We start from the raw sequence: 13,198 nt of genomic DNA, 5'->3' as shown, positions 1-13,198 counted from the left end.
GGAATGGCTGAGGACACCGACGACACCGAGGATCGGCCCACGATGGCGCCCTTTCTCGGCGCGCTGGCCGTCATTGTGCTCGTGGTGATCGTTGTCGTTCTGCTCAACGTCTTCGGCAGCGACGGGCGCAGCGAGGAGCAGAAGGTCAGCCTCGCAGCGGTCGGCCAGAACGACGCCCTGCAGCGCGAGAACTTCGGCGAATTCTCGGTTCACACCTGCGCCGCGCAACGCGGCACCGAGGCAGATTTCATTGCCCGGCAGCGTGATTCGGTAGCCAAGCAGGGCGCCAGGTATGTCGACGATGTCTCCGCGGTGCAGGTCGAGGGTGACCGCGCCACCGCGAAGGTGGTCTACCACTTCGGCAATACCCCGGACGCCAAGGTGAACACCGAGACGGCCTTTGTGCGTGAGGACGGCGAATGGCGCGTCTGTTCGAGTATGGGAGACTCACGCCCGTGAGCTATGCAGGAGACATCACGCCTGAGGAGGCCTGGAAGCTTCTGAGTGAGAATTCCGAGGCCGTGCTGGTGGACTGTCGTACCGACGCTGAGTGGCGCTTCGTCGGGGTGCCGGATCTGTCCAGCCTCGAGCGTGACGCGGTGTACGTGGAGTGGAACCGGACCGACGGCGGCCACAACGATGCGTTCGTCGACGATCTCCAGGCTTCCGGAGTGACGCCGGGGGAGCGGCCGGTGGTTTTCCTCTGTCGCTCCGGCAATCGCTCGATCGGCGCTGCCGAGGCCGCCACCGCGGCCGGTATCGCGCCGTCCTACAACATCCTCGACGGCTTCGAGGGCAATCTCGACGAGAACCGCCACCGCGGCGGTACCGGCTGGAAGGCCGTTGGTCTGCCTTGGAAACAAAGTTGAGAGTTCGATGACTGACATCCCATCTGTCCGGATCCCGGCTGCCCTGCCCGAGGGCGTGAGCCAGGCCACCATCGGTGTGCGCGGCGGTCTCCTGCGGTCGGAGTTCGAGGAAACCGCCGAGGCGATGTATCTGACCTCGGGGTACGTCTACGAGTCCGCGTCCGCGGCCGAGCAGGCGTTCACCGGCGAGATCGACCGCTTCGTCTACTCCCGCTACGGCAACCCGACCATCTCGATGTTCGAGGAGCGGCTGCGCCTCATCGAAGATGCGCCCGCATGTTTCGCGACGGCCACCGGCATGGCAGCGGTGTTCACCGCGCTGGGCGCACTCCTGGGTGCCGGTGACCGCCTGGTGGCCGCCAGGAGCCTGTTCGGGTCGTGTTTCGTGGTGTGCAACGAGATCCTGCCGCGCTGGGGTGTGGAGACGGTGTTCGTCGACGGCGAAGACCTCGCGCAATGGGAAGAGGCACTCTCGGTGCCGACGACGGCGGTGTTCTTCGAGACGCCGTCCAACCCGATGCAATCCCTGGTGGATATTGCCGCGGTGTCCGAACTGGCCCATGCCGCGGGCGCAAAGGTGGTGCTGGACAACGTCTTCGCCACGCCACTGTTGCAGCAGGGCATGCCGCTCGGCGCGGATGTGGTGGTGTATTCGGGCACCAAGCACATCGACGGGCAGGGCCGCGTGCTCGGCGGGGCGATCCTCGGCGACAAGGAGTACATCGACGGCCCGGTGCAGAAGCTGATGCGCCACACCGGCCCGGCGATCAGCGCGTTCAATGCCTGGACGCTGTTGAAAGGCCTTGAGACGCTTGCGGTCCGGGTGGACTATTCGAATCGCTCGGCGCAGCGGATCGCCGAGTTCCTGGAAGGCCACCCGTCGGTGAGCTGGGTGAAGTACCCGTTCTTGAAGTCGCATCCGCAGTACGACCTGGCCCAGCGTCAGATGCGTGGTGGCGGCACCGTCATCACCTTCGAGCTGAAGGGCACCGATGGCAAGGCGCGCGCATTCGAGGTGCTCGACAAGCTGCGCGTCATCGACATCTCGAACAACCTCGGCGACGCCAAGACTCTGATCACCCACCCGGCCACCACCACGCACCGGGCCATGGGCCCGGAGGGTCGCGCCGCGATCGGGCTGGGCGACGGCGTCGTGCGCATCTCGATCGGTCTGGAAGGCACCGAGGATCTGATCGCCGATCTCGACCAGGCGCTGAGCTAGGGGTCAGACGTGTCCAAGGGCTCCGATGCCAAGAAGGCCCGCCGCAAAAAGCGGCAGGCCGACCGGGGCGTGAACCGGGTGTCGGCGGAGTCCGTCGAGCAATTGGCCGACATCCCGGATGCCGTCGTCGCCGATCTGGCCGAGTTCGATGAGCGAATCACCGCCCGCGGCTGGACTTTCGACGAAGACGAGTCCAACGACGACTATGCGGTGTGGTTCTACGAGCCGTCCGGCGCCCAGGTGTCCGACGGCCTCCCGGTGACCTCACTGTGGCTGGACGCGGCCGAGGACGGCGAGATCGTGCGGGTGGTGTTCGTCGGCAGCGTCGAGCGCTACGAGTTCACCCACGACGAATTGCGCGGCGGTGCCCTCGACGTGATCGAGGGCTACCGCGCCGGTCAACCCCTGCCGAAGTTCTAGCTTTCGATGACTCCCTGAGCTTTCTGGGCCCGGTCCTCGTAGCTCTTGCGTTCGGCGGCGTCGAACTCCAGGAACACGTTGTCCAGGCCCAGCTTCTTGTTCATCCAGCGCCGGCCCTTGGGCGGCAGCATCTGCGCGGCCTGGGCGGTGAAGCGCAGCGGTGGCGGCACTGACACGTGGGTCTTGGGCTTGTTCAAGGTTTTGACGATGGCGGCGGCGATGTCCTCGGGCTCGACGGGCTTGATCGCTCCACCGGACTTGGTGCCCGCAATCAGGTCGGTGTTGGTGAACGGCGGCATGACCACCGACACGTCCACCCCGTGCGGGGCCATTTCATCGGCGAGCGCGGTGGTCAGTCCGACGACGGCGTACTTGGCGCCGACGTAGACCACCTGGCCCGGCAGTGGGATCAGGCCCGACAGCGAGGCGATGTTGATGACGTGGCCGCTGCGGCGCTTCACCATCTCCGGCAGCGCCAACTGGCAGCCGGTGAGCACGCCGTACACGTTGACCTCGATGTTGGACCGGATCGACTGTTCGCTCTGTTCCAGGAACGGGCCGACCGGCATGACACCGGCGTTGTTGATCAGCACGTCGATGTGTCCGCCGCCGTCGGTACGGGCCTTGTCCAGGAATGTCGCAAAGGACTCCCGGTCGGTGACGTCGAGCGGGTAGCCGGAGACCTGTCCGAGCTTGGTCAGCTCGACGACGGCCGACTCCTGAAGGGCGACGTCACGGTCGCCGATGACGACGCGGGCGCCTTTGGCCAGCAGGGCCTTGGCGGTGGCGTAACCGATGCCGCGGGCGGCGCCGGTGATCGCGATGGTCTTGCCCCGGATGTTGTCCATGGCGCCGAACTTTACACGTGTCAAGTTTGGCGCGGAAGGGGGTGGCCGAGGCGGCGTAGTCTGGGCGGGCGTGATGGTGAATGGCACTGACCAGCCGGTAGTTACCGAGACCGTAGAAGACTTCTCCGAGCGGATCACCTCCGCGATCGACAGTGCGGGCCTGGTCCTGCTGATGAGCCTGGGCCACCAGACCGGGCTGTTCGACGCGATGGCGAAGCTGCCGTCGGCAACCAGCGCTGAGATCGCCGAGTTGGCCGGCCTCGATGAGCGCTACGTCCGTGAATGGCTCGGTGGGATGGCCGCGGGGCGGGTGGTCGAGTACGACGCGGAGTCCTCGACGTATCGATTGCCCCGCCACCGCGCCGCTGCACTCACGCGCGACGCCGGTCTGGGCAATCTGGCGCGCCTGGCGCAGTACGTCCCGCTGATGTGCGAAGTCGAACAGAAGATCCTCGGCTGCTTCCGCGATGGCGGTGGTCTCAGCTACGACGACTATCCGCGCTTCCACACCGTGATGGCCGAGCGGAGTGGTGAGGTATTCGACGCTGCGCTGATCAGTGCCGTGCTGCCGTTGGTCGATGGACTTCCTCGACGGCTCGAGAGCGGAATCGACGTCGCCGATTTCGGTTGTGGCAGTGGGTACGCGATCGGCCTGATGGCCCGGTCCTACCCGGCCAGCCGTTTCACCGGTATCGACTTCTCGCCGGAGGCGATCGCCACCGGGGCCGCGCAGGCGGCGCAACGTGGTTTGACCAATGTCTCGTTCGTGGCTGCCGACTTGGCGGACCTCGACCAGACCGCGGCGTACGACGTCATCACGGCATTCGATGCGATTCATGACCAGGCGCAGCCGGCCCGCGTACTGGAGAACATCTATCGCGCGTTGCGGCCGGGTGGCGTGTTGGTGATGGCCGACATCAAGGCCTCCAGTCGACTCGAGGACAACATCGGCGCTGCGATGAGTACGTATCGCTACGCCGTTTCCCTGACGCATTGCATGTCGGTCTCGCTCGGCCTGGGAGGCGCCGGGCTGGGCACGATGTGGGGCAGGCAGCTGGCTGTGTCGATGCTGGCCGACGCCGGATTCACTGACGTGAAAGTCTCCGAGGTCGAGCAGGACCCGTCGAACTACTACTACCTCGCCAGGAAATGAGCAGCTCGCCGGGCTTTTAATCAGGCTGAGCCGGTGGGCATGTTCCCGGCATGACCCGCGTTGGAAGTGCCGTGGGTATCGAAACGGTGGTTAAGTCAGCCCCCGTGAGTGGTGTGCGGTTTGTCGCGGTCGGCCTGGAGGACCCACTGGCTCTCCCGCTGATGACCGAGCTGGCGGTGGAGTACTCGGGGCGCTACGGCGGAACGCCGGAGCAGATGATGGGTTGGCTGCGCGGGAAGTCGGCGGACGAGTTCGCCCCGCCGGGCGGCGGCCTGTACATCGGCGTGCTCGACGGCGTGCCGGTGACCGGCGGGGCATTCACCCGATTCGACACCCAGACCGCCGAGCTCAAACGCATCTGGACCGACAGTCGCTACCGGCAGCGTGGATACGGCCGCGTGCTGCTCGCCCATCTCGAATGCGAGATCGCCGCGCGCGGGTACCGGAGGGTCTACCTGACGACGGGTCACCTGCAGCCGGAGGCCGAGGCGCTCTACGACTCCGCGGGCTACACCCGGCTGCTCGCACCGTTGCCGCCCGAGGGGGAGGGGACGGTCTTCCCGATCGCCTTCGAGAAGGAGCTGACGTGAGCGCGCCGCTCTCGATCCTCGACCTGGCTCCGATCAGTGCGGGCAGCGACGCCCAGACGGCGCTGCGCAACACCGTCGATCTGGCCCGTCACGCCGAACAGTGGGGCTACCAACGGTATTGGGTCGCCGAGCATCACTTCGTATCGGTCGCCAGCTCGTCGCCCGCGGTGCTCGTGGGCCAGATCGCCGCGGCCACCGAACGGATCAGGATCGGCACCGCGGCCGTGCAACTCGGCCACACCACGGCGATCTCGGTAGTCGAGAGCTTCGGCACGCTGGCCGCGTTCTACCCCGACCGGATCGATCTGGGCGTGGGCCGCTCGGGTCAGAAACGCGCCGAAGCGGTGCGGGACAAGCCGCGTGAGCCCAGACCGCCGCGCCAGTGGCACGAGATCGACGGTGTGGTGATCCCGGCGCCCTACGACGTCAGTGCACTGATTCGGGACCCGCGGCTGCGGTCGCGGATGGCGGTGTTGCAGCAACCCGAAGCTCTCACACCGGATTTCGCCGAACAAGTGGACGACATCCTGGCCATGCTCGCCGGGCGCTACGAGGTGGGCACAGCCGTTCCCGGTGCGGGCGCCGGCCTGACACCGTGGGTGTTCGGCAGCAGCAAGGGGCAGAGTGCGCGCGTCGCGGCCGCGCGCGGGCTGCCGTTCGTGGCGAGCTACCACATCACGCCGGCCACCGCGCTTGAGGCAATCGAGGTGTACCGCAACGGATTCACGCCGTCGGAGAGCCTGTCCGAACCGTACGTGGCGGTGTCGGCCGACGTGGTCGTGGCCGACGATGAATCCACCGCACGACATCTTGCGTCGAGCTACGGCCACTGGGTGTATTCGATCCGGGCCGGCGGCGGCGCGGTGCCCTACCCGGATCCCGCCGATTGCGGGCCGCTGTCCGACGAGCAGCTGGACGTGGTCCGGGACCGTATCGCAACACAATTCGTCGGCGACCCCGATCAGGTGGCCACCCGGCTGGAGGCACTCCATCGGGTCAGCGGGGCGGACGAGCTCGTCATCACCTCGGTGACGCACCGGCACTCCGACCGGCTGCGCTCCCACCAGCTGATCGCCGAGCGGTGGCACCAATAGCGGCTAGGCTGGCCTGCGATGCCGAGTCTGCAGGTAATCGTGGGATCGCTGCTACTGGTAGCGGCTGCGGTGGTGTTTGCGATCGGGGTGGCCTTGCGGCTTTTCATCGGTCGCCGGTCCGAATCGGCGGAGTCTCGGCGGCGGATGCACGCATTCCGCCGGACCAAGTTTGCCCGGGTGCTGTTCGGGTCGGTGTACGACGACGAGGAGTTCGACCCCGACGAGCTAGACCAGATGGTCCTGATGCCGACGATCGTGCTGGCTTGCGGCCTGTGCCTGACCGGGTTCTTCCTGCTGGGGTACCGGATCCTGCAGCACTAGGCGTGGAGAGCGGCGGCCGCGGAGGCGGCGTCGGCGATCGGTCCGCGCCACACCGGGCCGTGTCCGGGCAGCATCACCTCGGCCTCGACTGCCGCCAGCGTCGTCAAACTGGCCAGGCAGCCGTCCTCGTCGTGGTTGAACAGCGCCGGCAGCAGCGTCGGGCCGGTGTGGCGCAACAGCGGGTGCCCGGTGACCAGGGCGTCGCCACTGATCAGGACCCCGTCGACGATGAACGAGCAGTGGCCGCCGGTGTGCCCCGGCGTGGGGACCGGCGCCGGCGTCCCGGGCAGGCCCGCCGCGGTCTCGGCTGTCAGCGCCTGCGCGGTCGGGATGCCGGCGTGGTTCATCCCGCCTTTGGCGGTGATGGTGGCCGCCCACTTCAGCCAGCGGGGCTGCCAGATGTTGCGGACCACGTCAGCGGGGGCGGCTTGTTCCAGATATTCACGTTTGGTGTGGCCGAGTTCGGCGTCGTGGCAGAACACCGGTGTGCCATGGGTTTTCGCGAGCCAGATGGCAGTTCCGAAATGGTCGATGTGGGCGTGGGTCAGCAGGACGGCGGCGATGTCGTCGACGGTGAACCCCAGCCGGCGGACCGATCCGATGACGTCTTCGCGCTGCCCCGGGAACCCGGCGTCGATCAGCATGACCCGATCCCCGTCGGTCACGAGCGTCCAGTTGACCAAGTCGGTTTGCGCGAAGTGCACATGCTCGGTGATCGCGGTCAGGGCTGCTGCCATGTCGCGAGTTTAAGCATAGGAGTAGAAACGAACCGTGGCTGAACTGAAACTGGGATACAAGGCATCGGCGGAGCAGTTCGCTCCGCGTGAACTGGTGGAGCTGGCGGTCGCCGCAGAGGCGGCGGGCATGGACAGTGCGACGGTCAGCGACCATTTCCAGCCGTGGCGTCACGAGGGCGGGCACGCACCGTTCTCCCTGGCCTGGATGACGGCGGTCGGTGAGCGCACGGAGCGGCTGGTGTTGGGCACCTCGGTGCTGACGCCGACGTTCCGGTACAACCCTGCGGTCATCGCGCAGGCCTTCGCGACCATGGGATGTCTGTACCCCGACCGGATCTTCCTCGGGGTGGGTACCGGTGAGGCGCTCAACGAGATCGCGACCGGCTACGAGGGCGACTGGCCCGAGTTCAAGGAGCGCTACGCCCGGCTGCGCGAGTCGGTCAAGCTCATGCGCGAGCTGTGGCTCGGCGACCGCGTCGACTTTGAAGGCGAGTACTACAAGACCAAGGGCGCCTCGATCTACGACGTCCCCGAGGGCGGCATTCCCATCTACATCGCCGCCGGTGGACCGCAGGTCGCCAAGTACGCGGGCCGGGCCGGTGACGGGTTCATCTGCACGTCGGGCAAGGGCGAGGAGCTCTACAAGGACAAGCTCATCCCCGCGGTGAAGGAAGGTGCCGAGGCCGCCGGGCGCGATCCAGAGGACATCGACCGGATGATCGAGATCAAGATCTCCTACGATCCCGACCCGCAGAAGGCGCTGGAGAACACCCGGTTCTGGGCGCCGCTGTCGTTGACCGCCGAGCAGAAACACAGCATCAACGACCCGATGGAGATGGAGAAGGCCGCCGACGAGCTTCCCATCGAACAGGTCGCCAAGCGCTGGATCGTGGCCTCTGATCCCGACGAGGCCGTCGAGATGGTCGGCCAGTACGTGAAGTGGGGCCTGAACCACCTGGTGTTCCACGACCCGCGACACGATCAACGCCGGTTCCTCGAACTGTTCAAGACGGATCTGGAGCCCCGGCTGCGCAAGCTCGGCTGATTTGATCCGAATTCTCGCGACCCTCTTCGGGGTGGTTGCGGCGGTGATCGCTGCGGTGGGCCTCTCGGTGCGCTACGTACCGCTGGGCCGCCACGGCACGGTGCTGTTGGCCACGGCGTCGCCGTACCTGACCTTGGCAGCGCCGGTGGCGGTGCTGATGTTGATGCTCGGCCGGCGGCGGGTGCTGGCAACGCTGGCCGTGGTGCTGACGCTGGCGGCCGCGGTGATCCACGTGCCGCAGTACCTGGGTCCGGAGGCGGTGACGGCACAGTCGGCACCGGTTCGGGTGTTCAGCTCGAATCTCGGTATGGGGCGGGGTGACCCGGCCGCCGTGGTGGCCGCTGCCGAGCGCACCGCTGATGTCGTAGTGCTGCAGGAGCTCACGCAGGAAGCTGCCGACGGCCTGATCGCGGCGGGGCTGGAGAAGTCCTTCGGCCACCGGATCTTCGACCCGGAGCCGATGGCCGGCGGCCTGGGGATATGGAGCCGGTTCCCGCTGACCGACAGCGCTCACGTTCCTGGTTATTCGATGGTGATGCTGCGGACGCGGTTGCACGTGCCCGAGGTCGCGGTGGCCCCGGTCCTGGTCGGTGTCCATTTCGCCGCGCCGTGGCCGCAGCCTATCGAGTCATGGCGCCAGGACATGGAAAGGTTCCCCACGATGCTGCGGCAGCTCGCCGCCGACGCCGGACCGGGCCCGGTGATCGTTGCCGGGGACTTCAATGCCACTTACGACATGCTGCCGTTCCGGGAACTGCTGGCCACCGGCTACCGCGACGCCGCGGAGCAGGCCGGCGGGGGCTTGATCCGCACCTTCCCGGTCGGCCCCAGGCGGGTACCCGCCGTCGGCATCGACCATGTGCTGTTGCGCAATGCAGATGCCACCGCGGTACGAACGGAGCTCGTACCAGGTGCCGACCACCTGGCACTCATCGCGGATATCGTCGTCCCGCAAGGCATTTGACCTCAGGCGCTGTTCACCGACCGCCGCACGGCGCCGGCACTGCCGTGGCTGGTGGCGGTGAGCCGAACCCGGTCGGCCCGGAACAGGTCATAGGCGTACTCGAACGGCTGGCCGGTACTGTCGCGGGTGACGCGCGTGATGGCCAAGAGCGGTTTGCGCTGGGCGATGTCGAGCCATTGTGCTTCGCGCGGGCTGGCGCTGACCACTTCGATGGTCTCGGTGGTGGCAGCGGGGGTCAGGCCGTACCGTACGCGCACCAACTCGTAGAGCGAACCGCCGAGCGGCTGTTCCAGCAGGTCGTCCATGCGCTCGGCGTCGAAGCAGGAAAGGTCCACCGACAACGGTGCGCCGTCGGCGTACCGCAGCCGCCGGATCGTGAATATATCTGCCCCATCGGCGATTTCGAGGGCGTGCGACTCCACCGGGGTGGCCGGTCTGCGGTCGGTCGCCAGTACCCGGGTGGCGCTGGTGTGGCCGCCGCTGTGCAATCGGGCAGGTAAGCCGGCCAGTTCGGCGGCGTTGCGTTCGACGACGTCGGCGCGCACGAAGGTGCCGCCGTTGCGTCCGGTGCGGCGCTCCAGCACGCCGGCCTGGCTCAACGGCAGCAGTGCGCTGCGCAACGTGGAGCGCGACACCGCGAAGTCCGCCGCCATCTCACGCTCGGTGCCCAGCCGCGAGCCGGGCCGCAGGGCGCCCGCGGCCAACATGGACAGGATGCGCCGGCGCACGTCCTCGGCGACGGGGCCGCCCGATGTCGTGGACATAGCGCGAGTATGGACCAAATCGACCGCGCAGAGCAGACCAAAACCGACCGGTTAACCTCCCCGTTTCACGGTTCCCAGGTTCGTAACGTAGCTGCAACAAATGACTTGACCTGCAATAAGTTTCGAGTTGCCGCCGCCGCCTCTGCGGGCTAACAATGTGCTGCGTCGCACCACAATGCCGTCGGCGACCCCCGAACAATCAGACCAAATAGTGGTCCGAAAGTCGTCCTCAGTTAGGACCCGCAATGAGCGAGATCATCGATCCGCCGGCACCGTCGAGTGCCGGAATCCAGCGCCTCAAACCCAACGCCGTGGGACTGGTCGGCGTGCTGTTCATGGCAGTCGCGACCGCCGCCCCCATCACGGCCATGGTCGGCAACGTTCCGATCGCGGTCGGCTTCGGCAACGGTGTCAACGCGCCCGCCGGATACTTCGTCGCCACCATCGTGCTGACCCTGTTCGCCATCGGCTACGCGGCGATGAGCAAGCACATCACCGCTACCGGTGCCTTCTACGGATACATCTCGCACGGACTGGGGCGTGTCGTCGGTCTCGGTGCGGGATTCCTGACCGCATTGGCCTACATGGTGTTCGAGGCCTCGCTGATCGGCATCTTCTCGTTCTTCGGCAACGATCTGTTCAAGTCGTTCTTCAACGTCGATGTGCCGTGGATCCTCTTCGCCGTGGTGATGCTGGCGGTGAACGCCGTGCTGACCTACTTCGACATCAACCTGGCGGCCAAGGTGCTCGCGGTGTTCCTGATCACCGAGATCATCATGCTGGCCATGATGGCGCTGTCAGTCGTGTTCACCGGTGGCGGCCCGCAGGGCTGGTCGCTGGGATCGCTCAACCCGCTCAACGGTTTTCAGAGTCTCTCGGGCGAGGTGGCCGGTGTCGACGGCAGCATGATCACCGTCGCCGGATCGGCCGGCGTCGGTCTGTTCTTCGCGTTCTGGTCCTGGGTGGGCTTCGAATCCAGTGCCATGTACGGCGAGGAGTCCCGCAACCCCAAGAAGATCATCCCGATCGCGGTGATCAGCTCGGTGGTCGGCATAGGCGCGTTCTACGTGCTGGTTTCGTGGTTGGCGATCGTGGGCACCGGGCCGCAGAATGCCATTGCGCTGGCGCAAGATTCGACGACCGCGGGTGACATCTTCTTCAACCCGGTGCGCCTGCACCTCGGCGACTGGGCCGTCGACCTGTTCAAGATCCTGCTGATGTCAGGCTCCTTCGCCTGCGGCATGGCGTTCCACAACTGCGCCGCCCGGTACCTCTACGCCCTCGGACGCGAGAACGTCCTGCCGGGAATGCGCAAGACCATCGGCTCCACCCACCCGGTACACGGCTCGCCCCACATCGCCGGATTTGTGCAGACCGGTTTCGCGACCGTGGTGGTGATGTTCTTCGACATCACCGGACGTGACCCCTACACCGGGCTCTACGGCCTGATGGCGTTGCTGGGCACGACGGCCATCATGATCGTGCAGGCCCTGGCGGCGTTCTCGGTGATCTCCTACTTCCACGTACAGAAGCGCCACCCGGAGACGGCGAACTGGTTCACCACCTTCCTGGCGCCGTTGCTGGGCGGAACCGGCATGCTCTACGTCATCTATCTGCTGGCCAAGAACGCGTCGTTTGCTGCGGGCACGGCCGCTTCCGACTGGATCTTCACCTCGATCCCGTATGTTGTCGGCATCGCCGGGATCGGGGGCGTGCTGTGGGCGCTGTTCCTGAAATTCAGGGATCCGGAACGTTATTCCGATATCGGGCGCACAGTGTTGGAGGAAGCGCACGAACGTTAGCGGGTGGCCGCATGTCGCGAAAGGGATGCCATGAGTTTTTCCAACATCATGGATTCGAACAGCTACAGCGGTATTTCGACCGATCCTGACACCGAAAAGCTGATCGAGGCCCGCACCCACCTGCTGGGCCCGGCGTACCGGCTGTTCTACGAACGGCCGGTACACCTGGTCCGCGGGCGCGGCAGCCATCTGTTCGACGCCGACGGTGCGCGCTACCTCGATGCGTACAACAACGTCGTCAGCGTCGGGCACTGCAACCCGCATGTGGTGGCAGCCATCACCCGCCAGGCCGAGACACTCAACACCCATACCCGCTACCTGCACGACGGCATCGTGCAGTACTCGCAGCGGCTGCTGGCCACACTCCCGGGTGAAGTCGACCAGGTGATGTACGCCTGCACCGGTTCGGAGGCCAACGACCTGGCCCTGCGGGTGGCTCAGCGGTACACCGGGGCACGCGGCGTGATCGTCACCCGCGACGCCTACCACGGCAATACCGAAGCGGTGACGGCGATTTCACCGTCGATCGGTGGTGCCACCACCATCGGTTCGCATGTACGCGCCGTGGCCGCACCGGACAGCTACCGCTCGGGTGCCGATGTGGCAGGCCGGTTCCTGGCCGATGTGGAAACCGCGATCGCCGAGCTGAAGGCGGCCGGTGTCGGGCTGAGCTGCCTGATCGTGGACACCTTCTTCTCGTCCGACGGCATCTACCCGGACCCCTCGGTGCTGGCGCCGGCGGTGGCGGCGGTCCGTGCGGCCGGCGGGGTGTTCCTCGCCGACGAGGTGCAGCCCGGTTTCGGCCGCACCGGGGAGTCGATGTGGGGCTTCACCCGGCACGGTGTCGTGCCCGACCTGGTCACCATGGGCAAGCCGATGGCCAACGGGTTGCCGGTTGCGGCCATGGCCGCCCGCAGCGACGTGCTCGAGGCGTTCGCCCGCGAAGTGCCGTACTTCAACACCTTCGGGGGCAATCCGGTGTCGATGGCCGCGGCGGCCGCCGTCCTCGACGTCATCGAGGACGACGGGCTGATGGCCAACGCGGCGCGGGCCGGCACGGCCCTGCGCGACGACCTCACCCGGGTGGCCGCCGACAATCCCCGCATCGGGGATATCCGCGGGTCTGGGCTGTATGTGGGCGTCGAAATGGTCACCGACCCCGACCTGAGGACCCCTGACCGCGCCGGCGCCCATGACCTGGTCAACGCGATGCGCGACCGCAAGGTGCTGATCTCGGTGTGCGGCACGCACGGCAACGTTCTCAAGGTGCGTCCACCGTTGGTGTTCTCGATGAGCGACGTGGACTGGTTCTGTACGGAATTTGCGGGGGCGGTGGCGGCGCTGCCCTGATCTAGGGAATGCTGGAGCC

At 66.6% G+C, this 13,198-nt stretch carries 15 protein-coding genes; 12 read left to right on the top strand and 3 right to left on the bottom strand.

What is annotated here, in order from left to right; all coding sequences use genetic code 11:
* Positions 1-3 precede the first annotated feature (3 nt).
* Genes ACZY08_RS01370 through ACZY08_RS01355 form a run of 4 tightly spaced genes read left to right on the top strand, consistent with a single transcriptional unit; the run spans position 4 to position 2,511 of the window.
* Positions 4-459 (top strand): Rv0361 family membrane protein, encoded by a 456-nt coding sequence (locus ACZY08_RS01370; protein ID WP_463742826.1) that lies wholly within the window; start codon positions 4-6, stop codon positions 457-459.
* Positions 456-869, top strand: a complete 414-nt coding sequence (locus tag ACZY08_RS01365) for a rhodanese-like domain-containing protein (protein WP_463742825.1) — start codon at positions 456-458, stop codon at positions 867-869. The genes ACZY08_RS01370 and ACZY08_RS01365 overlap by 4 nt, the downstream gene beginning before the upstream one ends.
* Before the next feature lie 7 nt (positions 870-876).
* On the top strand, positions 877-2,091 hold the full coding sequence (locus tag ACZY08_RS01360; RefSeq protein ID WP_463742824.1) for an O-succinylhomoserine sulfhydrylase: 1,215 nt from the start codon (positions 877-879) through the stop codon (positions 2,089-2,091).
* A gap of 9 nt (positions 2,092-2,100) precedes the next feature.
* Positions 2,101-2,511, top strand: a complete 411-nt coding sequence (locus tag ACZY08_RS01355) for a hypothetical protein (protein WP_463742823.1) — start codon at positions 2,101-2,103, stop codon at positions 2,509-2,511.
* Here ACZY08_RS01355 and ACZY08_RS01350 read toward each other — a convergent pair.
* Positions 2,508-3,359, bottom strand: coding sequence for an SDR family oxidoreductase (locus ACZY08_RS01350; RefSeq protein ID WP_463742822.1), 852 nt, complete (start codon positions 3,357-3,359; stop codon positions 2,508-2,510). The genes ACZY08_RS01355 and ACZY08_RS01350 overlap by 4 nt on opposite strands.
* Before the next feature lie 73 nt (positions 3,360-3,432).
* On the opposite strand from ACZY08_RS01350, the gene ACZY08_RS01345 reads away from it, so the two are divergent.
* The 4 genes from ACZY08_RS01345 (at position 3,433) to ACZY08_RS01330 (ending at position 6,517) form a co-directional block, all read left to right on the top strand.
* Positions 3,433-4,512 (top strand): class I SAM-dependent methyltransferase, encoded by a 1,080-nt coding sequence (locus tag ACZY08_RS01345; RefSeq protein ID WP_463744101.1) that lies wholly within the window; start codon positions 3,433-3,435, stop codon positions 4,510-4,512.
* A gap of 104 nt (positions 4,513-4,616) precedes the next feature.
* Positions 4,617-5,102, top strand: a complete 486-nt coding sequence (locus ACZY08_RS01340) for a GNAT family N-acetyltransferase (protein ID WP_463742821.1) — start codon at positions 4,617-4,619, stop codon at positions 5,100-5,102.
* Complete coding sequence (locus ACZY08_RS01335; protein WP_463742820.1) at positions 5,099-6,196, top strand: LLM class flavin-dependent oxidoreductase; 1,098 nt, start codon at positions 5,099-5,101, stop codon at positions 6,194-6,196. The genes ACZY08_RS01340 and ACZY08_RS01335 overlap by 4 nt, the downstream gene beginning before the upstream one ends.
* 18 nt (positions 6,197-6,214) lie before the next feature.
* Positions 6,215-6,517 carry a hypothetical protein gene (locus ACZY08_RS01330; protein WP_463742819.1) on the top strand — a complete coding sequence of 101 codons (303 nt, stop codon included), beginning with the start codon at positions 6,215-6,217 and terminating at the stop codon, positions 6,515-6,517.
* Here ACZY08_RS01330 and ACZY08_RS01325 read toward each other — a convergent pair.
* Positions 6,514-7,254, bottom strand: coding sequence for an MBL fold metallo-hydrolase (locus ACZY08_RS01325; RefSeq protein WP_463742818.1), 741 nt, complete (start codon positions 7,252-7,254; stop codon positions 6,514-6,516). The genes ACZY08_RS01330 and ACZY08_RS01325 overlap by 4 nt on opposite strands.
* 34 nt (positions 7,255-7,288) lie before the next feature.
* Between ACZY08_RS01325 and fgd the strand changes: the two genes are divergently transcribed.
* Together fgd and ACZY08_RS01315 are read left to right on the top strand one after the other, a co-directional pair.
* Positions 7,289-8,299, top strand: a complete 1,011-nt coding sequence (gene fgd / locus ACZY08_RS01320; RefSeq protein ID WP_463742817.1) for a glucose-6-phosphate dehydrogenase (coenzyme-F420) — start codon at positions 7,289-7,291, stop codon at positions 8,297-8,299.
* Between the two features lies 1 nt (position 8,300).
* Positions 8,301-9,263 carry an endonuclease/exonuclease/phosphatase family protein gene (locus ACZY08_RS01315; protein WP_463742816.1) on the top strand — a complete coding sequence of 321 codons (963 nt, stop codon included), beginning with the start codon at positions 8,301-8,303 and terminating at the stop codon, positions 9,261-9,263.
* A 2-nt stretch (positions 9,264-9,265) separates the two neighbouring features.
* Here ACZY08_RS01315 and ACZY08_RS01310 read toward each other — a convergent pair whose 3' ends face one another.
* Positions 9,266-10,027: a GntR family transcriptional regulator gene (locus tag ACZY08_RS01310; protein ID WP_463742815.1), complete on the bottom strand. Its 762-nt coding sequence runs from the start codon at positions 10,025-10,027 to the stop codon at positions 9,266-9,268.
* A gap of 245 nt (positions 10,028-10,272) precedes the next feature.
* Here ACZY08_RS01310 and ACZY08_RS01305 point away from each other — a divergent pair, with 245 nt between their 5' ends.
* On the top strand, positions 10,273-11,829 hold the full coding sequence (locus tag ACZY08_RS01305) for an APC family permease (protein ID WP_463742814.1): 1,557 nt from the start codon (positions 10,273-10,275) through the stop codon (positions 11,827-11,829).
* A gap of 30 nt (positions 11,830-11,859) precedes the next feature.
* Positions 11,860-13,179 (top strand): aspartate aminotransferase family protein, encoded by a 1,320-nt coding sequence (locus ACZY08_RS01300; protein WP_463742813.1) that lies wholly within the window; start codon positions 11,860-11,862, stop codon positions 13,177-13,179.
* Positions 13,180-13,198 lie beyond the last annotated feature (19 nt).

The sequence above is a fragment of the Mycobacterium sp. IDUB_9 genome (assembly GCF_055419505.1).
Note: the sequence above shows the minus strand (reverse complement) of the source record. Positions and strands in the feature narration are given on the sequence as shown.